This window comes from Nostoc sp. TCL240-02 (assembly GCF_013343235.1).
GTDB lineage: Bacteria > Cyanobacteriota > Cyanobacteriia > Cyanobacteriales > Nostocaceae > Nostoc.
Window position 1 is genome coordinate 7,755,918 of sequence record NZ_CP040094.1, and the last position, 23,944, is coordinate 7,779,861.

Genomic DNA, 23,944 nt, shown 5'->3' on the forward strand with positions numbered 1-23,944 from the left:
TGGAAGCATCTGACATTAGGACTATTGTTGCTCGTTCATGCTTGCAAATAAATAGAGTTGGCTGCTAAGGCGATCACTGTAAAAGGATATGATTTTTGGAACGTCCTGTTCCTGAGTATGGTGATCGCACCAGTTTTAAAAGAACTAGTTTATTGAAATTGAATTAAGTAGTTCTAATTATCTTGACTTGATATTTAGACGGTATAATATTTCGCCAGCTTTCGGCACAAGCAAGATCCCTTCATCCTCACGGTTAGCCCACTTTGTGGGTCGAATGGTAGCTGGATCGCGATAGTTTAAGTTATGAGCAGCACATCGTTCAGCAGAAATTCCAGTGGCTAAAGTGACGCGAATCCGAGCTTGTTCGCCTTCTATAGGATCAAATGTACCCATACCTTTTAAGTGAGTACTATGAGCCAGCACTCCACCGGGATAGGCTTTAAATTTATCCCACTGTTTGAGGAAGTAGTCACGCACATGATAGCCAATTTGAGACAGAGTTTCACCGTGTGTGTAGCTAAACTCAGTAATGTGAGGGGCATATATAATTACTTCACCTCCGTCAGCCACTATTGGCTCTAGCTTGTACATACCTTTAGCAGCTGTCCAAATGTCATCATACATTTCGGGCATTACTGACAGCACTTGTTTAAAAGGCTTATCTACATAAGTAATATGCAGTTTGTCGGATAATTTTGCGGCGGCTTCCCAGGCTGACTCTGGTTTATCTATGTAAAGTCCAGCTAGTTGATTTGTTTTAGGTGCAACTACCATCGCCAAGCAAAGTTTCGGCGTAGAAATCAGGTTAGCGGCTCGATTAATTAAGCGCCGAACTGGTGTTATTCCCGATGTCCCAATGATTTCGTAACTGGTGATTAAAGCACCCAACCAGTGGGATATATCAATTACTTCCTGACCACCAATACCGGGAAAAAAGTATTTATTTCCACCAGAAAAACCGACAACTTCGTGGGGAAAGACAGGACCGCAAATCATTATTAAATCGTACTGTGTTACAAGCTTGTTAACCCTGACTTCAACGGACTGATGTAGCATTCCCCTGCTAATTTCTGCTATCTCATCTGTCGAAATTACTCCACAAGAAATAAAAGTATCTGGCTCATTCCACAGGTGGTTAAATATGCGAATTTTTTTAAAGGTAGTCTCTCGCTCTTTTGGTGTCACCCCCACTAGGTGATTAATCTGTTCTTCACTCATAGGATTATGTGTACCCAGAGCGATCAAAAAATCTAGAGCCGCTACCCTTTTACCCAACTCCTGATGCAGCAATCGAAACATTTGCGGGATGGGAGCAGTGCGGGTACTATCTGGAATTAATACTAGGATACGCTGTCCACCTAACTGATGATCTGCTAAAGCTTGATGAACTAGCCCAGAAATTTGCTCGTCGGAAAGTGTTCCGTTAGTTACAGCCAGTGAATACATAAATTAAACTCCACTGTAGATACTAAATCCACCGTCTACTGGCACTACTACCCCATTGATGAAACTAGAACCAGGACTACATAACCAAATCAAAGTGCTGAGTAATTCGTCTGGTTTTCCGAAACGTCCGGCGGGAGTATGCTCGATGATTTTCTGCCCGCGCTCGGTCAAACTGCCATCTGCATTTAGGAGTAAATCTCGATTTTGTTCTCCAATAAAGAAACCTGGCGCGATCGCATTTACTCGCATTTTATCCCCATACTTTTGGGCGAGTTCGACGGCTAACCAACGAGTAAAGTTATCTATCCCGGCTTTAGCAGCTGAGTAGCCAACCACGCGGCTAATGACTCGGATAGCAGACATAGAAGAAATATTGACAATACAACCTTGGGGCTGTTTTTTTTCGACCATTGCTTGACCAAAAACTTGGCTGGGCAGTAGAGTACCGACTAAGTTGAGGCTAATTACTTCCTCAAAAGCTGTATGTGGCATATCAAAAATAGTTGCATCAGGGGTAATTGTGGCAGCCGGAATATTACCACCAGCCGAGTTTACCAGAATGTCTATTTGACCCCAGCCCTGTATGATTTTATCTCTGGCTATTTCTAGTTGGGAGCGATCGCTAACATCTGCCAGTACAGCAATACTTTCTCCACCGTTGGCGGTAATCTCAGCCACTACTGCTTGTGCCCGTGCTTCATTGCGGCCCAGAACTACTACTCGCGCTCCAGCAAGGGCTAAACCTCGCGCCATAGCTCCACCAAGTACGCCTGAACCACCTGTGATTACTGCTACTTGCTCTTTTAGGCTAAAAAGTTTATTTAAAATAAAATCTGACATCTTGTTTCAATTCGTAATTAAAGAATCAATATTAGGACTAGCCCTTTCAAGGTGGGTAAAATTTTGGTTAAGCTCTTTACTCTGTGTTCTCAGCGCCTCTGTGGTCAAATAAATTTCTTTTAAACCGCAGAGGCACAGAGAGGGCTGAGAAAAACAATCTTAATAGCTTGATTTTGGAGAATTGGTATTAGTCCAGTTTGTAAGCACTCTTTGCGAGGTCGTAAGCTAAAGCGCGAGCCATATCATACCCTTCCTCTTCATCAACTAATCCCCGTGTTACCAATCCGGCTAACCAGTTACAAGCTACCCGCCGCCAAACATTATGACGAGCCGGAATAGAAACGAAAGCGCGGGTATCATCATTAAAGCCAGCAGTATTGTAAATTCCGGCAGTTTCCATTACCTGATTGAAGTAGCGTTCCATGCCATTTACGCTGTCGTGAAACCACCAAGGTGGCCCGAGCAATATAGTAGGATAATGACCAGCTAAAGGAGCCATCTCTCGGCTGTAGGTGCTTTCATCCATGCCAAAAATGATTAAGCTCAAGCGTTGCTCGTTTCCGTAAGCTGACAATAACGGGTGCAGATTTTGAGTCCATTCTATTTTGAGCGGAATATCACCACCTTTATCAGATCCAAATCTCTCAAACACAGCCGGGTTATGGTTACGCATAACACCACAATGCATTTGCATTACCAAGCCATCTTCTACACTCATCCGAGCCATTTCCATGAATATATGACCGGTAAACTGCTCCACATCTCCTGGATTCAATTTGCCGTTTAATGCTCTTGCAAAGATAGCTTCTGCTTCCTGCTCAGTAAGGCGTGTGGTATAAGGTGTAGCCGCACCTTGGTCGGTAGCTGTTGCACCCATTTTTTTAAAGAAAGCCCGACGTTCTTCTAAAGCTTGCATAAGAGTAGCGTAAGTGCTAATTTCTCTACCCACACTGCTTTCCAATTTGGTCAGATTTTCTCGCCAACCAGGAGCATCTAGGTTAACTACTGCATCTGGTCGAAAAGTTGGTCTAATTTGAGTGAAACCTTCTTCGTGGAGCGATCGCTGATTCTCAAGGTTATCACTGGCTGCATCTGTAGTACAAAGCACTTCGATATTAAAGCGTTTGAATAAAGCACGAGGGGAAAACTCAGGTAAGGCTAATAAACCTTCTAGATAATCATAGATACGTCCAGCATTACGAGAATTTAAAGCTTCATCTACCCCAAAAACATTAGTTAATTCGTCTTTGAGCCACAACCCTGATGGAGTACCCTGGAATAGATAAAAATGTTCGGCGAACAATTGCCAGATTTTCCGATGGTCAGTTTCTGCTGGTGAACCATCACAAGTAGGTATGCCTAAAGCTTGTAGAGACACACCCCGACTATAAAGCATCCGCAAAATGTAGTGGTCAGGGATAATAAATAATTCAGTTGGGGAACCAAAACGAACTGCTGGATTAGCTAACAAGGCTGGATCTACGTGGCCGTGTGGGCAGACCAGGGGTAGCGCAGATATGCTGTCAAAAAATTGATGGGCTAATCGTCTTTGAACTGGTTCTGGAGAAAAACAGCGATCGGGAGATAAACTCGGTTTTTTGGTTAACATATTTTTGTTTGATTAGAATTTTTAGTGTTGTTGAGTGTAAATAAGAATTTGTCTTACGCACAGAGTAAGAGTTGTCCATTTTAAAAGCTGAAGTTTTTAAGGAGAGTATATTTTCTCTTGTAGGTTTAGTCTAATTACACAAAAACTACAGTTTTCAACCTAGACACGATTTCAAATTACTTTATTAATGTTGCACTACTACCACGCTCTACTAAAAAAGGAGATAAAACGCAGTTCTCCACAGTTTTTTCTTCTAATAAATCGAGTAACATTTGCATGGCATAGCCACCAATTTCTAACATCGGCTGGCTAACTGTTGTAAGTGCTGGCGTAACGTAATTACCTAAAGCAATACCATCAAATCCAACCAGGCTTAAATTTCGTGGTACTAAAATACCTAGTTCTTGACAAGCTAACAAAGCGCCAACCGCCACCATATCGTTGTAACAAAAGATGCCTGTTACTTCAGCAGCCAATAGTTTAGATAGCATATTTTGTCCGGTGGCGACATCGCTGATTCTGGTATTATATTCATCACTAATTGAAACCCAATCAGGATTTTGTGGTAAACCAGCTTCAGCAAGAGCCATTTTATATCCTTCTAGGCGATCGCGGTTTGACCTGCTGCGATCGCCTACACCCAGATAACCAATGGTGGTGTGTCCCAAACTTATTAAATGCTCTGTGGCTAATCTAGCACCTAAGCGATCGTCTATTGCCACTGAGTGAAATATTTCGGATTGATCTTCAGTCTGGCTATTAATCAGAACTGTTGGTATAGCAATTTGGGTTAGTTGCTTTGTATGCTGTTTGCTAATTCGTGAGTCGGCTACTAATATTCCGTCTACTCTCCGGCGATGAAAAGTATCAATAGCTGCCATTTCTTGCTCAAAATCTCGGTGTGAAGCACTTAACAAAACACTCAAGCCGGCTGGTCTGGCTATCTGTTCAATACCGTGTACTACCTCGGCAAAAAAGGGATCTGCAATGGAAGTGACTACTACACCAATGGTATTAGTACGTTTATTTTGCAAGCTTTGAGCAATAGCATTTGGCACATAGTTCATCTCCTGCGCCAGTTGCTTAATTTCCTCTCGCACTTTCGGGCTAATGAGAGCATTATCTCGCAAAGCACGGGAAACTGTAGAATGAGAAACACCTGCTCTCCGAGCAATATCTTCAATTGAAATTCTTCGTTTATTCATTTTTTATTTTATAAGTTTAAATTTTATGCACACGTGTGCATTTATTATGTATTATAGAAAATAATCGTTATTTGTCAAGAAGAATTGAATACAACTTACATTTGCATACAAAAAACTTAGTAGTCTTACCTCCTGCGCCCTGTCCCCTACCTCAACTAATATGATTATTATCGTCATGGGTGTATCCGGTTCTGGCAAAACCACCATAGGAAAACTGCTAGCAGACTCTTTAGGCTGGGAGTTTAGTGATGCTGATAGTTTCCACTCGCCAGAGAATGTTGAAAAAATGCGACGCGGTATCCCGTTGACTGAAGCTGACAGGATGCCTTGGTTGCAAGATTTGCAAACAGCCATAAAACATTGGCTGCAAGAAAATAAAAATATCGTGCTGGCGTGTTCGGCTTTAAAAGACAGCTATCGGCAATTTTTGGTATCGGATAGGGAGCTTACTAAACTAGTGTACCTGAAAGGGCATTATGAATTGATTCAAGCGCGGTTGAAAGAGCGTAGCAATCATTACATGAGCGAAAAACTCCTCAATAGCCAGTTTGATACTCTCGAAGAACCATTAGATGCCATATCTATGGAGGTTGCACAACCACCCCAGATAATTGTCCAGAACATTAAAACGGCTTTGAAGATTTAGCTTATTGGTTGCATCGCAAGATTAAGATTAATTACGTCTTTACTAAAACCCCAACTTTTGGCAACTAAATACGTTGGGTGTAAGTCTCAAGAATCTTTAAAAGGAACCACATAACTATAGTGATAGGAGAAAATTAGTGTTTCTAAGATTAGCGCAACAACATCAAGAATTCGTCCAAGACTTGGTAATAAACCTGCAAGCCTTAACAATTATACTTGAGCGGCGTGGTTATTCTGCGTCATGTTACACGTGCGGCAACCAAATGAAAAGTGCTTCATTTATGGTTAGCCTGCGAGAAAAGCATCTGATTCGTTTTGTCGTGTCTGATTATGGTATTACTTGGATGGAATTGTGGGACGATCGCGAATTAATGAAGTTAGAGGGTGCAGAAGCAGTAAAACAACTTCAAGAGTTAGCTAATATCGTCAAGCATTCATCTCCCATAGAATTGACAACGTAATATTTTTCAAAGTAAAGCCGACAGAAAATTAACATATATTTTACTAATGTGTAAATAACGTTATTTATTCAAAAATCTATTTTACAGATGAATCGTTTATAGGACAATACGGTTCAGTTAAGTATTTCTTTCTTCCCTTAGCGTCCTTTGCGTCCTTCTCTAACGAGACGCTGCGCGAAGGCGTTAGCCTGGGGCAAGCCGTTCGCGTAGCGTCTCGTAGAGAAGCGTCTACGTTAAAAAAATTGACTTTGGCAAAAAGTTTTAACCTTAACTGAACTGTATTGATTGGTCTATAGGACTCATACTTGATTTCTGTTCGCGCAGCGTGCAAAAATCAAGTATGAGTCCTATAAGTATAAGTACTTAGTCTTAAATCTGCGTTATATATTTCGCGTACTTGATCAATTTTTTAACTAATTCTGCTCCGAGTAGATTGTAAAAAACACTTAACAAAGAGTTTTGTATACAACTGCACAAATAGAAAAGAAACTTAACACATGGTTTTGCACACGTGTGCAAAAATAAAAATAAGTCAAAAACAGCTTTTGCACACCTGTGCATAATATTGCGAAAACCCGATTTAAAAAATCAATATCGACGAGTAACAAGAATATGTCTCAAATTCTCAAGAATTCCATCGAACAAGATCAATACAATCCATTACATTCGCTAGAAGAGTGGGAAAAAGACTTACTTAATCGTTATCCCGATCCAGATAGCATAGTTAAAGAAGGTAAAACCACTCAAGAGTATAGGAATTATGAAACCTCTACCAGAGACACGGTAAAAGAATTTTATCGGTTAAATCATATTAATCAAACATATAATTTTGTTCTTGAGAAAGAAAAGAATTTTCTCAAGTTTGATAAAAAAGAAATGTCTGTTTGGGATGCAGTTGAATTTTTAAATCAATTAGTAGATGATTCAGATCCCGATACAGATATGGATCAGTTACAGCATCTATTACAAACATCAGAAGCCATACGCGCTGATGGTCATCCTGATTGGATGGTACTTACCGGCTTCTTTCACGATATGGGGAAGGTACTTTGTCTATTTGGTGAGCCTCAATGGGCTACTGTAGGTGATACTTATCCTGTTGGTTGTGCATTCTCAGATAAAATTGTTTTTTCAGAATTTTTCAAAGAAAACCCTGATTACAATAATCCCAATTACAACACTAAATATGGTATTTACGAACCGAATTGTGGATTGATTAATGTACATATGTCATGGGGTCATGATGAGTATTTCTATCAGATGATGAAAAACTATTTACCTGAACCTGCATTGTACATGCTTCGCTATCACTCATTTTATCCTCAACACCGCGAAAACGCATATAACCATTTGATGGATAATCGCGATCGCGAAATGTTTAAATGGGTTAAATTATTTAATCCTTATGATTTGTATTCAAAAAACCCTACTCCTCCTGATTGGCAAAAGTTAAAACCATACTACGAAGATTTAGTGGCTAAATATTTACCTGCGACGTTAAAGTTTTAAACTGCTAACACTCGCTAACTAACTATTACTGGCAATCTCAAAGCTAAATTATGATATTTGGATCTAACAACATTAAGTTTTATTAAGTACATTTAAACTTTAAAAAACTTAACATTTCCAAATACTAGAATTCCACTAGTTTTAGAATTCCACGAGTTTTAACTAAAGATAGATTAAAAAATCTTTCTCAATTCTGTAAAATTCAATAAAGAAAACACATTTTGGTACTAAGGAAGGATAAAATAAGGCAAAGACAAGCATAAGTTATCAAGTTGAATAATATCCTTTTCCAGAAACTTTGCTGAAAAGATAGTTTTATATCAGGCATATTAAAAAAGCATTTTCCCTAAAAAACAAACTCTATGACGTAGCATAGCCGTCATAGCTTTGCTTTGAAAATAAAACATCTATTTAGTGAATTAATAGCAATTAAATCACATCAGTTACAAGATGTTAAATAAGAGTTGAAAATGCCAAAATTTATAGGAATATTAGATCGTGTCCGATCTTTTTAGACATATTTAATATTCTATTGAGCTTTATCAAATTTAAATACGTTGTTAAAAATAGACAAAGATGAAGACAATTTGGCTCATAATGGGCATATTAAGTTTCACTGTTGTTGGTTGTACAAATAGCGCTCAAAATAATAGCTCTACTACTAATACTGCTACCAACACTAGTTTAGAGACTACAGTTAATAGTCCAAGTAGAAAATTACAAACAATCGGTGTCGCCTTGGGTGACTTGGGAAACCCTTTCTATAATGCAGTACAAAAGGGTGCGGAGACAGAAGCTAAGAGAATTGGCGGTAATATTAGAGTTAATGCGGTTTCCAGTGGCTTTGATTTGAACCAACAAAGCAATCAAATTGAAAATTTTACTGCTGCGAATACTGATTTAATTATCCTCAGTGCTGTTGATAAAAAAGGAGTTAAACCAGTAATTGACCAAGCAAGGCTTGCAGGTAAGGTTGTCATTGCAGTAGATTCAGCCGTTGATGCAGATGTAGATGCAATGATTAGCTCTAACAATACCCAAGCTGGTGAAGTTGCTTGTCAATATATTGCCGATCGCCTCAAAGGTCAAGGTAGTGTAGTCATTCTCAACGGTACGCCGATGGATTCAATCAATCAGCGAGTTAGTGGCTGCGAGAAATCATTATCTAAATATCCTAATATCAAACTCATCTCTAAAGACCAAAACGCCGAAGGGACAAGAGATGGAGGATTGAGAGTGATGAGTGATTTACTTACAACCTTTCCTAAAATAGATGCCGTTTTTGCCACGAACGATCAAAGCGGTGTGGGTGCAGACTTAGCAGCTAGACAAGCAAGACGTAAAGAATTTTTTATTGTTGGGGTTGACGGTTCGCCAGATGCAACCAAAGCAATGGAAGACAAAGATGGTGTATTTGCTGCAACTGCGGCGCAAAATCCCGCAGGTATGGCCGAAAAAGCAGTTCAGATTGGCAACGATATCATCCAGGGTAAAAAACCTGAGTCATCTGACATTCTGATTCCAGTCAAGTTGGTTACTAGAGATAACCTCAGCAGCTACAAAGGCTGGTAAGTAAGAAAAATTTAATTAGCTTTAGGAAATAGATAACTATGAAAAAGATTGCGTTCACTTCTAGTGTTAAGCTTCGCGTAATCGCAGCTAGCATACTAGGTATCATCAGTGGTAGTCTTGTCGGTTGTACAAATGGTTCTCCTGATAGCAATAGTGCCACTAACCCCGATACAAAACCCGTTACAAATACTAGTGCAGAGACAAAAACTGCCACCGGGAATTCAAAATTGCGATCGGTAGCCTTCACAGTTGGCGATTTAAGTAACCCTTTCTTTGTCCTCATGGGACAAGCAACTGAGGCAGAAGCAAAGAAAATTGGCGGTAAAGATGTCAATGTTACTGTAGTTTCCAGTGCTTATGACCTGAATCAACAATCTAATCAAATTGAAAATTTTACTGCTTCTAATACTGACATAATTATCGTCAATGCTGCTGATAAAAGTGGCATTAAACCAGCAATTGAAAAGGCAAAACAAGCAGGTAGAGTTGTCATTGCTGTAGATACAGGTGCTGAAGGAGGCGTGGATGCCACCATCACTACTAATAATGTTCAAGCTGGAGAAGTTAGTTGCAAATATATTGCCGATCGCCTCAAAGGTAAAGGCAATGTAGTAATAGTTAATGGACCGCCAGTGGACTCAGTAATTCAGCGAGTTAGTGGCTGCGAGAGTGTACTTTCCAAATATCCCGATATTAAAATCCTTTCTAAAAACCAGAATGCAGAAGGGAGTCGGGATGGAGGACTGAGAGTTATGACTGATTTGCTTACCACCTTCCCGAAAATTGATGCAGTTTTTGCCATCAACGATCCGAGTGGAGTTGGTGCAGAACTAGCAGCAAACCAAGCACAACGTAAAGATTTCTTTATTGTCGGGGTTGATGGTGCGCCAGAAGCAATCACTGCGATCGCAGCTAAAGATAGTATATATGCTGCAACCGCCACTCAAAATCCGCGAGGGATGGCTGAAAAAGCAGTTCAGGTTGGAAACGACATTTTAAATGGCAAGAAACCTAGCAATCCCACAATTTTGATTCCAGTTAAACTGATCACAAAAGATAATGTCAGCACAGAAAAAGGCTGGAAATAATAATAATTGTAAATTTACAATTATTAAAAATTAAGTCTAATCTGAATTGAGTCTTTTGATACATTGACAGAGTTTTTGCACATACCCATGATGTATACATGTGCATTAGTAGAAAGTTCTGAATATCGGGAGGCAATATTCAGAACTTTCCAAGATAGCAATCGCTTTTTAAAACATGATTTTGTGATAATTTTAATTTCACATCAGCGATGAATTTATAACTTTCAATTGCGGCTTTTAAATTTTTTTAACAGGAGATGTTCATGACAGCAAGTATTGAAACCTCATTTCCTGATGCACCAACCACCACCCCTGTATTAGAAATGCAAGGGATTACCAAACGATTTCATGGTGTATCTGCGCTCCAAAATGTTAATCTCACGATTTATCTGGGAGAAGTTCACGCCCTCATGGGTGAAAATGGAGCAGGCAAAAGCACATTGATGAAAATCCTGGCTGGGGCTTACATTGCCGATGAAGGAGAAATTCGCATCAATGGTCAACCTCTGAAAATTACCGATCCGGCGACAGCACGTAAGGCGGGAATTAATCTTATTTATCAAGAATTGAACGTTGCACCTAATTTAACCGTTACCGAAAATATGTTTATGGGTAGCGAGTTGCGGCGGGGTCAGTTTTTAGACCGCAAAGCCATGCAACTAGAAGCAGAGCAAGTACTAGAAAGCCTGGGAGCCAATTTTACAGCGCAGACTATAGTTGGTACTTTATCGATCGCAGAACAGCAGCAAGTGGAAATTGCCAGGGCACTGAAAGATAAAAGCCGCGTTTTGGTGATGGATGAGCCAACAGCAGCATTATCTGACCGCGAGAGCGACCATTTATTTGAAGTAATTCGCAAACTTCGGAATGATGGTATTGCGATTATTTACATCAGCCATCGGATGGAAGAAATCTATGCCTTAGCTGACCGGATTAGCGTACTGCGCGATGGTCAATATATTGGTAGTCTGACACGCAGCGAAATTTCTCCACAGCGATTGGTGCAGATGATGGTTGGTCGCTCCATGCAAGACTTTTACGAACATCAACGGCAAATGAATCCTGGTCCTGTGGTGCTGTCAGTCAGAAATATGAGTGATGCTCGTCAGAAGATTGAGCCGGCTAGCTTTGAACTTCATGCAGGGGAAATTCTCGGTTTAGCGGGGTTAGTTGGTGCAGGACGCACAGAACTATCCCGACTGATTTTTGGTGCTGACCGCAAAGCCAGTGGTGAAGTATTCCTGAATGGCAAAAAACTAGAAATTAATTCGCCCAGTGATGCGATCGCTGCGGGAATTGGCTACGTCCCAGAAGACCGCAAAGACCAAGGTTTATTTCTAGAGATGAGCGCCCGCAAGAATATTGCTATCAATACACTCAAGCAGGATGCTAAAGCTGGAATTGTTAACTGGCCTTCAGTTAATCGGCTGTCAACAGACGCAGTAGAAAACTTTAATATCCGCCTAGCTAATTTGGAAATTAGAGCGTTGGATCTTTCCGGTGGGAATCAACAGAAGCTACTGCTAGCGCGTTGGTTAGCCATTAAACCGAGAGTACTGATGTTAGATGAGCCGACACGCGGCGTAGATATCGGTGCTAAAAGCGAAATTTACCGAATTATGAGTGAATTGGCAGCACAAGGTGTAGCTATTTTAATGGTTTCCAGCGAACTATCAGAGATTGTCGGCATGAGCGATCGCGTCTTGGTGATGCGAGAGGGACAACTAGTAGGCGAACTGGACGGCAGTCTTGGCAAAGAAATCACCCAAGAAAAGATTATGCATTATGCAACTGGAGCATCGGAGGTATCAGCATTATGAGTCAGACAGTCAGACCGCCGGCCAATAAATTAGCCAACAATCCCGCATCCCGCAACCGGAAATCAATCAGCACTCTGTTGGAAGTTGCGGGTATTCTGCCGATTTTAGTAATTATCTGCATCTTATTTGCATTCCTTTCTCCCAACTTTCTCACAGGCGGTAACATCGTTAATATCTTGCGTCAGGCATCAATCAATATTGTGCTGGCGACAGGAATGACCTTTGTAATTCTCACCGGAGGTATTGACCTATCAGTTGGGTCAATATTGGCCGTTTCTGCCGTAGTTGGATTGCTGGTATCGCTACTCCCAGCTTTAAGTTGGGCGGCTGTACCTGCTGCATTGCTAGCAGGATTGCTTTTAGGCTTAGTTAACGGCGCTCTCATCACCTTTTTGGATGTGCCACCTTTTATTGTCACGCTGGGTTCACTTACAGCTTTGCGGGGTGTGGCCTTTTTGATTGCCAAAGGGACAACGCTGATTAACCGGGACATCAACTTTGCTTGGGTGGGTAATAGTTATGTCGGCCCTCTGCCGTGGCTAGTAATCATTGCGCTACTCACCGTAATCGCTAGCTGGTTTGTATTGCGGCAAACAGTTTTAGGAGTGCAGATATATGCGGTAGGTGGTAACGAACGGGCAGCCAGATTAACAGGGATTAAAGTTAATCGAGTATTGCTATTTGTCTATGGTATTAGCGGGTTACTGGCAGGCTTAGGAGGAATCATGAGTGCCAGCCGTCTATATAGTGCCAGTGGCATCTTAGGTCAAGGTTATGAATTAGATGCGATCGCAGCTGTTATTCTTGGTGGAACCAGCTTTACAGGTGGTATTGGTACCATTGGTGGCACTCTTTTAGGTGCATTAATTATTGCTATTCTCAACAATGGTTTAACTCTGTTGAACCTGTCTTACTTCTGGCAACTAGTCGTCAAAGGACTAGTAATTATTTTGGCAGTCATGATTGACCGACTCCGCAGACGTTCAAGAAGGTAAAGGGGACTGGGGAGAAAGAATAACTAAATTAATGCCCAATGCCCAATGCCCAATTCCCCATTCCCAATTCCCCATTCCCAATTCCCCATTCCCAATTCCCCATTCCCAATATATTATGACTACTACTACTCGTCGTAAATCCAACACATTTTATGTCATTTTGATTGCTGGTGCTGCTGCTCTCGGCGGCTTTCTCTTCGGTTTTGACACCGCAGTAATCAACGGCGCAGTTTTATCTTTAGCAAAAGCTTTTAACACCAGTAGTTGGGTGACAGGGCTGGCAGTGTCCCTAGCGTTGCTGGGATCTGCCGTAGGAGCCTTCTTTGCCGGACAGATTGCAGACCGTTATGGTCGAGTCAAGGCAATGGTGGTTGCTTCGGCGTTGTTTACTATCAGTGCCATTGGCTCTGGGTTTGCCTTCACTATCTGGGATTTTATTTTTTGGCGAGTATTGGGTGGGATTGGAATCGGTGTTGCTAGCGTTATCGCACCAGCTTACATTGCGGAATGTTCTCCTACCCATTTGCGAGGAAGATTAGGATCTCTGCAACAATTAGCGATCGTAGTGGGAATTTTCATCGCCTTATTAAGCGACTACTTTATCGCTGTTTCAGCAGGTTCAGCAGACTCGCCGTTTTTGTTTGGGGTTGCAGCCTGGCGCTGGATGTTTTGGACAGCAGTTCCGCCTGCTATATTCTATGGGATGGTGGCTTTAACAATTCCTGAATCCCCCCGTTACTTAGTTGCCAAAGGACGGGAGCCAGAAGCTGCTAACGTTCTAAGCAAGATTTTGGGGGGTGATGTGCTGGCAAAAATTGAAGAAATTCGGCAGACAGTACTTCGCGAACGCCAGCCTAAATTTTCTGACCTGTTGAGTAGAAGTGGCGGACTTCTCCCAATTGTTTGGGTAGGAATAGGCTTATCTGTATTACAGCAATTTGTTGGGATTAATGTAATTTTCTACTACAGCAGTGTTTTATGGCGGGCAGTCGGGTTTTCTGAAAAAGATTCCCTAAGCATCACGGTGATTACAGGAGCAGTCAACATTATTACAACATTGATTGCGATCGCCTTCGTAGATAAATTTGGTCGCAAGCCTTTGCTCATAATAGGTTCAATTGGCATGACCTTGACCTTGGGGACAATGGCTTATATTTTTGGCAACGCTCCCCTAGATGCTGCTGGAAACCCCGCCCTCGCCGGAAGCGCTGGGACTGTGGCTCTGATTGCAGCCAACCTCTATGTATTTTGCTTCGGTTTCTCCTGGGGGCCAGTAGTTTGGGTATTGTTGGGAGAAATGTTTAATAACAAGATTCGAGCGGCTGCACTTTCAATTGCAGCAGCAATCCAATGGGTTGCGAATTTCGTTATTTCCACAACATTTCCTCCCATACTGCAATATTTCGGTCTAGGTTCTGCCTATGGACTTTATACAATTGCGGCGGCTACCTCATTCTTTTTCATTCTCTTTTTTATTAAAGAAACCAAAGGAATTGAGTTAGAAGACATGTAATTCGCATCCACCTAATGCTTTTGTGGTGTAATTCGTAATTCTGAAATCATTCACAAAAAGATACATCTCCAACTTTTCAAACCAAATCCGATTGCTATAAATCTTGTGGGGTGGGTATCTTGCCCGCCCTGATTATGCAAGCTTTATGTAAAGCATCTGACAACAACTAAATACAAGCTTTCGCTTCAGTCAACCAGTAAAAAGATGGAAACTCTCAATACGGCTCTTTGTTCTTATGGTTTGTCCGGTAGGGTTTTTCATGCACCGTTCATTGATTTGCATCCCGGTTTTCAATTAGCAGGCTCTTGGGAAAGAAGTAAAAAGCTGATACAGGAAGATTATCTAGGAGCAAAAAGCTATCCTTCTTTAGAAGCATTATTAGCCGACGATCGAGTAATGTTGGTAGTAGTAAACACACCAACTTATACACATTATGATTATACTAAACAGGCTTTGCTAGCAGACAAACATGTAGTGGTAGAAAAAGCATTTACTACTACAGTGAAAGAAGCAGAACAACTGAATGAATTGGCATTAAAACAGGGAAAGAAATTATCTATATATCAAAATCGCAGGTGGGATAGTGATTTTAAAACAGTAAAAAAAGTGATCCAAGAAGGCTTGCTGGGTGATATTATTGAAGCAGAATTTCAATTTCAAAAATATAAACCAGCACTCAGCCACAAACAACATGTAGAAGTTCCAAGTCCAGGTGCAGGAATATTAAACAATTTAGGACCGCACTTAATAGACCAAGCTTTTCATTTATTTGGGATGCCTGATGCTATTTTTGCAGATATCCGAATCACAAGAGTGCGATCGCAGGTAGATGATTATTTTGAGTTGATACTATACTACGACAAGCTACGCGTTAAGTTAAAAGCAGGTTTCCTAGTGCGTGAGCCTACACCTGCCTACATCATACATGGCACAAAGGGTTCTTTTCTCAAAAGCAGAGCCGATGCCCAAGAAGAGTATTTAGTAGCAGGTATTAAGCCTAATACACTTGATTGGTATACAGAGCCAGAAAGTGAATATGGCTTGCTGCATACAGAAAAAGACACAAAAATAATTCGGGAAAAAGTAAAAAGCTCACAGGGCAGTTATTTAGGCTATTACGACGCGGTATATAAATCTATTGTTGATAATCAGCCAATTGCTGTTACTGCCGAAGACGGAATTAATGTCATGCGGATTATAGAAGCAGCTATTAAAAGCAGTAATGAGCAAAAAGTTATAGCGTTGCTTTAAGTAATCTAAAATTTCAACTCAAAATATCTAACTTTAATGCTGGCTAGCTTCTAAGCCAGAAGCTTTTGTTCGACTGTAATTTCTTTAGTTAAAAAGTCAGAATTCAACCATTTTCACATGAATAAGTCCATGATTAAAATTCTTCTTCATAGCTTTTTTATCCTACTTTTCGCAGTTCCAGCAGTTTGGGCAGCACCTCCAGAAGAAGATTCGAGTACAGCAAATGCTGACAGAAATTTACAGGGACAAGTAAATTCTGTTTCTCAACTTTCCGATATCAAGCCGAGCGATTGGGCATTCCAGGTACTGCAATCACTAGTCGAACGCTATGGCTGTATTGCAGGTTATCCTGATGCCACCTATGGCGGTAATCGTGCCTTGAGTCGTTATGAATTTGCTGCTGGTTTAAATGCTTGTTTAGACCGGGTGAATGAATTAATTGCTGTGGGTACTAATGATTTAGTCAAAAAAGAAGATTTGACAGTGCTGCAAAATTTGCAGACAGAGTTTGCGGCAGAATTGGCAACTCTGCGTGGTCGGGTGGATACGCTGGAAGCACATACAGCAACGCTGGAGCAGCAGCAATTTTCCACCACTACCAAATTGAATGCTCAAATTATTACCGCCATTAGTGATACCTTTGGTAATAGAGTCGGTGGACAAAGCGATGAATCCCGTCTTTTCTTGGCAAACCGGGGTCGTCTCAACTTAGAGAGTAGCTTCACCGGTAGAGATTTGTTGCGAGTCCGGCTGGAGTTTGGCAACTTTACAAATTCTAGTGGCGCAAGTCAAATTGCCGCAGCCACAGGCACTGGAATGACACGCCTGAATTTCGACAATGACAATAACAATACACTAATAATTCCCCACATCCGTTACTACTTCCCTGTTGGTGATTCCCTTTCTTTCGTTGTTGGTCCCACAGGTATTGGTTACAACGACATCACAAACAACATCACTCCTGCCACTATCGCCGATGATGGTAATGGAATTCCCTCACTATTTGGCAAAAACAGCCCTCTCTTCGAGCGGGGTGGTGGTGGCGCAGCCGCTAACTTGAGTATCAGCAAAAACTTGATTCTCACCTTGGGCTATTTAGCAAATAATCCAAACGTTTCATCAGCGCAAAATGGCTTATTTGATGGCGGTTACAATGCTCTGGCGCACTTAGCATATTACGGCAAACAAGGAGCTATTAGTGTCGCTTACTCTCATGGTTATAACCCTGCTGGCACTGTAGATATCAACGCCGGGAGAGGTAGCGCCCTGTCCAATGCTCCCTTTGGAAACAACATTGCTACTTCCAATAGCATTGTCGGTGTACAGGGATACTATCGCTTTTCTCAAAATTTCCAGATTCACTCTTGGGGTGGATATGTTTGGGCAAATGCAAAAAACTCTGGTTTCAGCGATATTTCTAATGGTAGGGGTGGAACAGATTCTCTCTTCGTAAACAATGGTGATAATGCCAATGCTTGGTTTGGAGCGATTGGTATGTCGTTTCCTGATGTAGGCGGTAAAGGCAATTTGCCAGGAATTCTCTTTGGGATACCACCTCGTGTCTCTAACAGTGATATCCGTCAAGACCGAGACACCGCCTACCATATTGAAGCATTTTATCGCTACCGTCTCAACGAGAATATCTCAGTAACTCCTGGTTTTTGGGTGATTCTCAACCCGGAAAACGATAGTAGAAATGATACGCAGTATGTGGGCGTGCTTCGTACAACCTTCGATTTTTAATGGTTTAGTTGACTAACAGAGTCTGTTAGTCAACTCACAATCAATCGAAAATACTCGAATATTTAAACTGATACAATAAGTCTCTTTAACAAGGGGATTTTAGTCAAGTCTTGTTCACTGAGATATTAGCTAAATTCCGCCGTACTCTAGTCAATACTTCTCGGTTAAGGGGAAAAGGGGAAGGGAGAAGGGGAAAGAAAAAACCTTTAACCCAAACCCAGTACCCTTTACCCAAAATCCGATTCCGAATTAAAAATGCTTAACCAAGAAGTATTGGTACTCTATTAGCATCTTCATCACTTTATTTCATCACTCTGTATAAAGATTAATCAAAGCTAAATATCAGTATTTATTAGGACTTGCTTTATCTCTAAGGAGTGAGGAAGTCAAAACTTCAGATATTGTAAATTCTTTACTTATGCGGATTACGATTCCGTTTGTCCATGCTCATACTAATAGGCTAAAAATCTTTTAATTTGCATTCGTAAAAAATAAATTAAGCTGTCGCGCCTACAAGTTGCACCATTTTTATTGTCAATAAAAGCTGGAAGCCTTCTCCCTTGCTCCTTGCTCCCTGCTCCCCTGCGGTTTCAATGTGCAAATTAAATGCTTAACAGCTTACTTGTGGGGTAGGCAGCGTTCGACTGAGCGCTCATGCCGTTCGCGTAGCGTTCCGCAGGAAAGTCTTGACCGCCAAAGTTGTGCAGATTAAAAGTGCTACAGATTGCTTTAAATATCTTTATGACTGTTTAAGATTGAGTATTTATATCTTAAAACAAACTTAGGGGCAAAGTAACGAGAATTATTCTTGGGGAATGAGCATAACGACCGCCCAAAAAGACAAAGATGGGCATCTCGTCCATCCCGCAGAGATGCAAGACAAAAAATAGCTTTAGTAAATATATTCTCAAGCAGAGTCTACACAACTTAAGTAGTTAAGAAATGAAGTAATCAAGATGAATATAAATGCTTGAATAAAACCCAATTATAATTCATTTGGTAAACCTAATTATGAATTCTGAAAACATCGGTCACGAGAGACAAAACTTAGGATGGTTCATCGTTCTAGGCATTCTAATGATTGTGCTAGGCATGGCAGCGATCGCAGAACCATTCGTTGCCACTATTGCCATCACAATCGTCATCTCTTGGTTTTTATTGATCGCTGGTATTGTCCGAGTTGTCCACGCATTGCAATCACGACGACAAAAAGGCTTCTGGCTAAAGCTAGTGGTTGGTATTCTATATGCACTTGCTGGAATTATGTTGATTGGCAACATCTTTGGTGCTGCACTTTCCATCACATTCGCCTTGGGAATTGTCTTTTTGGCTGAGGGTGTATTTGAGGTAATTACAGCATTTCAAATACGTCCAGAGCCAAATTGGGGTTGGACACTTTTTAGTGGCATAATGGCCATTATTCTGGGAATTTTAATTTTGTATAAATGGCCTTTCAGTGCAGCTTGGGTACTGGGATTATTTGCAGGGATTAATTTTTTGTTGACGGGTGTTTGGATGATCGCGCTCTCAGTGCCTAGCCGTCGCATTCCTAACCATAGAGCAGGAATTTGAATTGGGTATAGGGGAGAGGTAACAGGTGATTAGGAATAATTTGATACCCTGTAACCTATACCCTATCGCTAAAGCTTAAGCTCACAGTTATGGAGCAGACTGGTAAATAACTACAGCAAGCTTTCAGTGAGTAAACTACTGATTTGCAGGAGGTGCTGGCCGATCGCCACCTGGAGGATGAGGCGGAACACCCAAGGCATCTTTTAACTGTTGTTCGCTAACTCCTAACTTGGTTGCAGCCGCCTTAAAATCAGGGCGGGGTGGGCGCTGATTGCGATCGCCACTTGGAGGATTAGCAGGAACACCCAAGGCATCTTTTAACTGTTGTTCGCTAACTCCTAACTTGGTCGCAGCTGCCTTAAAATCAGGGCGGGGTGGGCGCTGATTGCGATCGCCACCAGGAGGATGAGGCGGAACACCCAAGGCATCCTTTAACTGTTGTTCGCTAACTCCTAACTTGGTCGCAGCTGCTTTCAAATCAGGACGAGGTGGGCGTTGTTGATTGCGATCGCCACTTGGAGGATTAGCAGGGACACCCAACGCATCCTTTAACTGTTGCTCACTAACTCCTAGTTTTGCCGCAGCCGCCGCAAAATCAGGTCGAGGAGGTCGCCGTTCTCCGTCTGGTGGTTGGTTAGGTGGTTGTTGCGCCTGTGCAAGCTGAGGGAATTGATTAGCGGCATTTGCCTGATTTAGTGAAATAAAACCAAATGTGCCAACCAGAACGGGAAGCGCTGTTACAACTAGTATTCTACGAATATTCATTATCGTTTTCCTGAAGATAGATTGTTTACATTTCTGATTTAACTGAACCAAAATTACAGTTTGCCCTACTTGTAAATTACAATTTTGTAATTTTATAAATCAACCTGTAAAAGGTAAGGTGTTCATATTTATGATTAAGACACCTCAAAATTACAGTCCACCTGCTTTCTAAATTACAGTTTTGTAATTTAAGTAGAAAAGTAATGAATCTAGAATGGAACAATAATATATGAACTAAATAAATACTTGTGAACGTTCTATTTGTCGAAGATGAAGCGAAAATTGCTAACTTCGTCCGGGCTGGACTGAAGGAGCAGGGATTTGTTGTAGACTACTGCGATAACGGTGATGAAGGATATCTGCGGGCATTAGAAAATGAATATGATGTTCTTGTACTTGACATTATGGTGCCGGGGAAGGATGGATTATCGATTCTGAAACTATTGCGGCGGCAAGGTCGGAATGCACCAGTAATTTTGTTGACGGCTCGAAATGAACTAGATGATCGCTTGGCAGGGCTAAATTTAGGAGCAGATGATTACATCGCTAAACCGTTTTTTGTGGAAGAGTTAGCGGCTCGAATTCATGCCGTTGTTCGTCGGAGTGTGAGCGAGCGCCAAAATCTCCTTAGTGTTGGGGCCATCAAACTCGATCGCATCACCAGAGAAGTTACTTGCGATCGCCAAGCGATAGAACTCACCAGCCGCGAGTTTAATCTTCTGGAGTATCTCATGCGCTCTCCTGGAAGGGTTTTCACCCGCACCCAAATTCTAGAGCATGTTTGGGGCTATGACTTTAACCCAAATACTAATGTCGTAGATGTTTGTATCCAGCGAATTCGTAAAAAAATTGACCCCATTGATGAAACAGTCTGGATTGAAAGTATTCGAGGGGTTGGATATCGGTTTCGCAAACCAGAGTCTAATTCATGAATCTCTCTTCCTTTCGCCTCCGAATTGCCCTATCGTCTGCGGCTTTAGCTGGAACCACATTAGTCGGGTTTGGTGCAGTCTCCTGGTTCCAGATTTACAATGCTAAAATCAGCCGTCTTGATGCAGAACTGTTAAATCACTTGATGCGGGCAACTCCGAACTTGCCACGAGGGGGGGAACATGCTGAAATCCAGGAGAAAGAAAACCGACCCTCACGATGGCAATTTTACGAAGATTCATTATCTGATGCCTTCGGAACCAATACAAAAACCCCTATTGCCCTACTGGTGCTTGATGCAAACGGCAACATAATTTATCAATCAAGCTCCCTATCTACCGATGTTGAGGTAAATCGTCTGCTGCTTAAGCGTCTTCAGTTGATACCTTTACCACCACCCCCGCAGAGAGAACCACCGCCACCCTCTAATAGAAATGTTGGGCCACCGCCCTTTCTTCATCCGCGTCCACCGACATTTGTCACTGAACAGACAGCAAAAGCAGCTTGGCGGATTGGAGCAACTAAATTTCCTAATGGTCAGGTTGGCATTGCTGTGAATCTGCAAGCTGTCGATCAAGAAATGGCTACGATTCGGAATATTTTCCTAGTTTCAATTCCAGGATCGCTACTACTAGTTGCGGTTGGTGCGTGGTTAGTTTCTGGTGGCGCTTTGCGTCCTATCCGGCAATTAACAGGCATTATTCAACAAGTAACTGTTAAAGGATTAGATCAACGGATTCCTGTTGGAACAACTGATGTTGAATTTGTCGAATTGATTCAGGTATTTAACCTGATGCTGGAACGATTGGAACGCAGTTTTACCCAAGCTTCCCGCTTTAGTGGAGATGCGGCTCACGAACTGAAAACCCCATTAACTATTTTACAAGGTGAACTGGAACGAACACTGCAACAGGTTGAGCCGGGAAGTGAAGTACAACAGCGCTTAAGTAACCTATTGGATGAAGTGCGCCGCCTGAGTGGAATTATGCGGAAACTCTTGCTGCTATCTCTAGCTGATGCTGGAAAAATGAGCTTGTATCTAGTTGAGGTAGATATGTCTGAGTTGCTGATGGAGATGCTAGAAGATGTGGAAATGCTGGCTCCCCACTTGACTGTGGAAACTAAATTTACTGATGGATTGCGCTTACAGGGCGATCGCGATCTTCTAATTCAAGTTTTGCAAAACCTGTTCAGTAATGCTATAAAATACAATCTCCCCAGCGGCTGGATAAAAATTAGCACTCATCAAACTCAAACAACTCTCCACGTCACCATTGCCAATGCATCCAAAGATATTCCAGTGAGCGATGCCTACGGCGCACGTGAACGTGAACGTCTACGCATTTTTGACCGCTTCTATCGCGGCGATCCGGCTCGAACCCGCAAGATAGAAGGCATCGGACTAGGACTTAGCCTAGCCCGTGAAATTGCCAGGGCACATCATGGCGACCTCACCCTTGACTCAACAGCTTTTGGTCACACAGCTTTTACCCTCACCTTACCAATAGAGGAGGCAGGGGAGCAGGGAGCAGGGGGCAGGGTGAAAAGATTCTAGAATTCCCCTACCTTCATGGTTTCAAGCCCATCCATAAATAGAGGGCTTTCTCCCCTGCCCCCTGCTCCCTGCCCCCTGCCCCCTCCTGCCCCCTGCCTCTTTTTGACCTTTGCAGTAACTGCTTTCTTTGAAGAAGTGGCAAAATTTAGATAAGTTAGGTTTTGGCTTGCAATTCTCACAAATCAAATAGGATTGCTATATATGAAAGAGCAATTTTCAAATGACCATTTACTTTTATAAGGTTTGGCAGCCTTATGGCTGTTTTTCTAACTTTTCTCCCCACGAAATCCACATTCAGGGCACTTGCTGGGCAACAGTTGAGCATTATTATCAAGCGCAAAAATTTGTTGGCAGCAAAGATGCGGCAATTATACCCGTAATTCATGCCGCCGCCACCCCAGAAGAAGCTGCTGCTTTGGGAAGATGTAGCACGCGCCAACTTCGTCGAGACTGGGATTTGGTCAAAACGCAAATTATGCGAGAAGCTGTACTCAAAAAGTTTCTCACTCATGTTGATATTAGAGAAGTTCTGCTGAAGACAGGCGATGAGCTTTTGGTTGAAAACTCCCCAACCGATTCTTTTTGGGGCTGTGGTGCTAATAAAGCAGGTCAAAACCATCTCGGTAAAACTCTCATGAGTGTGCGTGAAGAAATTCGTAACTTACTATCTTTAACGATAATTTACGAATAATTTCATCAAAATAGTTATATTCAACATAAAAATAGTAATTAAATGGGAAATATTAAAATCATCTTGTCAAAACTATTTGAAAAAGTTACCAATAATTCGATCAAGTTCAGTTAAAGCTTAAACCTGCTAAAGCTGCTTAATAAAGAGCAAATTCAAGACCATTTTATTATTGACATTTTGTATTAGCAATATTCAAATCATTGTTTTACATGGCTTACAATGCTTGAATTTTCTTGCTATATTGGCAAATTAGTGATTATTTTTGCAAAAATAGCTTATTGCTATTGAGAATATACAATGTAGTTTAAGGCTTTGGGACTTGTAAGAGCGATCGCTCTTACAAATATTAAGGAATATCTGGCTAATGGATAGCTTTTTAAGGGGAGCTACTACCGCCTTTGGAGAGATTCTAGGGCAAAAATCTTAAAAGAGTAATGCAATGATGAAGATATTATTTAAGTAAAATTACTGAAATATTTTAATGATTGAGAATATAAAATCAATAATGTCAATGATTAAAATTTTCTGAACTTTAGACTTGAGAGGATGTTTGAAAAGTCCCTAATGATACACCAAGTTGTTTGATATCTCCCTAAATCAATTTTCTTAGGACTACAGGAATCAAGCAAAATATCTAAATACTTTTCAAATATCCTCTAATCCATTTCTAAAAAAATTTGCAACAGATGTACTGCCCTTGCAATGCCTTTGTCGCAGAAATGTATTGAAATGGA

At 41.4% G+C, this 23,944-nt stretch carries 19 protein-coding genes; 14 read left to right on the forward strand and 5 right to left on the reverse strand.

Features of this window, described 5'->3' with window-relative positions:
- Positions 1-177: 177 nt before the first annotated feature.
- From FBB35_RS33260 to FBB35_RS33275, 4 genes are all read right to left on the reverse strand, one after another.
- Positions 178-1,446 carry a lactate racemase domain-containing protein gene (locus FBB35_RS33260; protein WP_174713383.1) on the reverse strand — a complete coding sequence of 423 codons (1,269 nt, stop codon included), beginning with the start codon at positions 1,444-1,446 and terminating at the stop codon, positions 178-180.
- A gap of 3 nt (positions 1,447-1,449) precedes the next feature.
- Positions 1,450-2,286, reverse strand: coding sequence for an SDR family oxidoreductase (locus FBB35_RS33265; RefSeq protein ID WP_174713384.1), 837 nt, complete (start codon positions 2,284-2,286; stop codon positions 1,450-1,452).
- A gap of 187 nt (positions 2,287-2,473) precedes the next feature.
- Positions 2,474-3,895, reverse strand: coding sequence for a glucuronate isomerase (uxaC, locus tag FBB35_RS33270; RefSeq protein ID WP_174713385.1), 1,422 nt, complete (start codon positions 3,893-3,895; stop codon positions 2,474-2,476).
- Positions 3,896-4,071: 176 nt separating this feature from the next.
- A complete protein-coding gene (locus FBB35_RS33275) occupies positions 4,072-5,100 on the reverse strand; it encodes a LacI family DNA-binding transcriptional regulator (protein WP_174713386.1) in 1,029 nt (342 codons plus the stop codon).
- A gap of 160 nt (positions 5,101-5,260) precedes the next feature.
- Here FBB35_RS33275 and FBB35_RS33280 point away from each other — a divergent pair, with 160 nt between their 5' ends.
- The 11 genes from FBB35_RS33280 (at position 5,261) to FBB35_RS33330 (ending at position 19,269) form a co-directional block, all read left to right on the forward strand.
- Positions 5,261-5,746, forward strand: a complete 486-nt coding sequence (locus FBB35_RS33280; protein WP_174713387.1) for a gluconokinase — start codon at positions 5,261-5,263, stop codon at positions 5,744-5,746.
- A gap of 136 nt (positions 5,747-5,882) precedes the next feature.
- On the forward strand, positions 5,883-6,206 hold the full coding sequence (locus tag FBB35_RS33285; protein ID WP_174713388.1) for a DUF1815 family protein: 324 nt from the start codon (positions 5,883-5,885) through the stop codon (positions 6,204-6,206).
- A gap of 612 nt (positions 6,207-6,818) precedes the next feature.
- Entirely contained in the window at positions 6,819-7,715 is an 897-nt protein-coding gene (locus tag FBB35_RS33290) for an inositol oxygenase family protein (protein WP_174713389.1), read from the forward strand.
- Between the two features lie 576 nt (positions 7,716-8,291).
- A complete protein-coding gene (locus tag FBB35_RS33295) occupies positions 8,292-9,287 on the forward strand; it encodes an ABC transporter substrate-binding protein (protein WP_174713390.1) in 996 nt (331 codons plus the stop codon).
- A 38-nt stretch (positions 9,288-9,325) separates the two neighbouring features.
- Positions 9,326-10,375, forward strand: a complete 1,050-nt coding sequence (locus FBB35_RS33300; protein WP_174713391.1) for an ABC transporter substrate-binding protein — start codon at positions 9,326-9,328, stop codon at positions 10,373-10,375.
- Between the two features lie 263 nt (positions 10,376-10,638).
- Positions 10,639-12,195, forward strand: a complete 1,557-nt coding sequence (locus FBB35_RS33305) for a sugar ABC transporter ATP-binding protein (protein WP_174713392.1) — start codon at positions 10,639-10,641, stop codon at positions 12,193-12,195.
- Positions 12,192-13,190, forward strand: a complete 999-nt coding sequence (locus FBB35_RS33310; protein WP_174713393.1) for a ribose ABC transporter permease — start codon at positions 12,192-12,194, stop codon at positions 13,188-13,190. The genes FBB35_RS33305 and FBB35_RS33310 overlap by 4 nt, the downstream gene beginning before the upstream one ends.
- Positions 13,159-14,703, forward strand: a complete 1,545-nt coding sequence (locus FBB35_RS33315) for a sugar porter family MFS transporter (RefSeq protein WP_254625768.1) — start codon at positions 13,159-13,161, stop codon at positions 14,701-14,703. The genes FBB35_RS33310 and FBB35_RS33315 overlap by 32 nt, the downstream gene beginning before the upstream one ends.
- 204 nt (positions 14,704-14,907) lie before the next feature.
- Positions 14,908-15,954 carry a Gfo/Idh/MocA family oxidoreductase gene (locus FBB35_RS33320; protein WP_174713394.1) on the forward strand — a complete coding sequence of 349 codons (1,047 nt, stop codon included), beginning with the start codon at positions 14,908-14,910 and terminating at the stop codon, positions 15,952-15,954.
- 129 nt (positions 15,955-16,083) lie between these two features.
- A complete protein-coding gene (locus tag FBB35_RS33325) occupies positions 16,084-17,697 on the forward strand; it encodes an iron uptake porin (protein ID WP_174713395.1) in 1,614 nt (537 codons plus the stop codon).
- A gap of 1,011 nt (positions 17,698-18,708) precedes the next feature.
- Complete coding sequence (locus FBB35_RS33330; protein WP_174713396.1) at positions 18,709-19,269, forward strand: HdeD family acid-resistance protein; 561 nt, start codon at positions 18,709-18,711, stop codon at positions 19,267-19,269.
- Between the two features lie 135 nt (positions 19,270-19,404).
- Here the strand turns inward: FBB35_RS33330 and FBB35_RS33335 are convergent, their stop codons facing one another.
- Positions 19,405-20,034, reverse strand: a complete 630-nt coding sequence (locus FBB35_RS33335; protein WP_174713397.1) for a hypothetical protein — start codon at positions 20,032-20,034, stop codon at positions 19,405-19,407.
- Between the two features lie 248 nt (positions 20,035-20,282).
- Between FBB35_RS33335 and FBB35_RS33340 the strand changes: the two genes are divergently transcribed.
- The 3 genes from FBB35_RS33340 to FBB35_RS33350 all read left to right on the forward strand — a co-directional run bounded on the left by FBB35_RS33340 (position 20,283) and on the right by FBB35_RS33350 (position 23,210).
- Positions 20,283-20,966: a response regulator transcription factor gene (locus FBB35_RS33340; protein WP_174713398.1), complete on the forward strand. Its 684-nt coding sequence runs from the start codon at positions 20,283-20,285 to the stop codon at positions 20,964-20,966.
- A complete protein-coding gene (locus tag FBB35_RS33345; protein ID WP_174713399.1) occupies positions 20,963-22,519 on the forward strand; it encodes an ATP-binding protein in 1,557 nt (518 codons plus the stop codon). The genes FBB35_RS33340 and FBB35_RS33345 overlap by 4 nt, the downstream gene beginning before the upstream one ends.
- A 220-nt stretch (positions 22,520-22,739) precedes the next feature.
- Positions 22,740-23,210 (forward strand): N-glycosidase, encoded by a 471-nt coding sequence (locus tag FBB35_RS33350; RefSeq protein ID WP_174713400.1) that lies wholly within the window; start codon positions 22,740-22,742, stop codon positions 23,208-23,210.
- Positions 23,211-23,944 lie beyond the last annotated feature (734 nt).

Coding starts and splice junctions, on each gene's coding strand:
- FBB35_RS33260 (WP_174713383.1), bottom strand. CDS start 1,446: ATGTATTCACTGGCTGTAACTAACGGAACACTTTCCGACGAGCAAATT.
- FBB35_RS33265 (WP_174713384.1), bottom strand. CDS start 2,286: ATGTCAGATTTTATTTTAAATAAACTTTTTAGCCTAAAAGAGCAAGTA.
- uxaC (WP_174713385.1), bottom strand. CDS start 3,895: ATGTTAACCAAAAAACCGAGTTTATCTCCCGATCGCTGTTTTTCTCCA.
- FBB35_RS33275 (WP_174713386.1), bottom strand. CDS start 5,100: ATGAATAAACGAAGAATTTCAATTGAAGATATTGCTCGGAGAGCAGGT.
- FBB35_RS33280 (WP_174713387.1), top strand. CDS start 5,261: ATGATTATTATCGTCATGGGTGTATCCGGTTCTGGCAAAACCACCATA.
- FBB35_RS33290 (WP_174713389.1), top strand. CDS start 6,819: ATGTCTCAAATTCTCAAGAATTCCATCGAACAAGATCAATACAATCCA.
- FBB35_RS33295 (WP_174713390.1), top strand. CDS start 8,292: ATGAAGACAATTTGGCTCATAATGGGCATATTAAGTTTCACTGTTGTT.
- FBB35_RS33300 (WP_174713391.1), top strand. CDS start 9,326: ATGAAAAAGATTGCGTTCACTTCTAGTGTTAAGCTTCGCGTAATCGCA.
- FBB35_RS33305 (WP_174713392.1), top strand. CDS start 10,639: ATGACAGCAAGTATTGAAACCTCATTTCCTGATGCACCAACCACCACC.
- FBB35_RS33310 (WP_174713393.1), top strand. CDS start 12,192: ATGAGTCAGACAGTCAGACCGCCGGCCAATAAATTAGCCAACAATCCC.
- FBB35_RS33320 (WP_174713394.1), top strand. CDS start 14,908: ATGGAAACTCTCAATACGGCTCTTTGTTCTTATGGTTTGTCCGGTAGG.
- FBB35_RS33325 (WP_174713395.1), top strand. CDS start 16,084: ATGATTAAAATTCTTCTTCATAGCTTTTTTATCCTACTTTTCGCAGTT.
- FBB35_RS33330 (WP_174713396.1), top strand. CDS start 18,709: ATGAATTCTGAAAACATCGGTCACGAGAGACAAAACTTAGGATGGTTC.
- FBB35_RS33335 (WP_174713397.1), bottom strand. CDS start 20,034: ATGAATATTCGTAGAATACTAGTTGTAACAGCGCTTCCCGTTCTGGTT.
- FBB35_RS33345 (WP_174713399.1), top strand. CDS start 20,963: ATGAATCTCTCTTCCTTTCGCCTCCGAATTGCCCTATCGTCTGCGGCT.
- FBB35_RS33350 (WP_174713400.1), top strand. CDS start 22,740: ATGACCATTTACTTTTATAAGGTTTGGCAGCCTTATGGCTGTTTTTCT.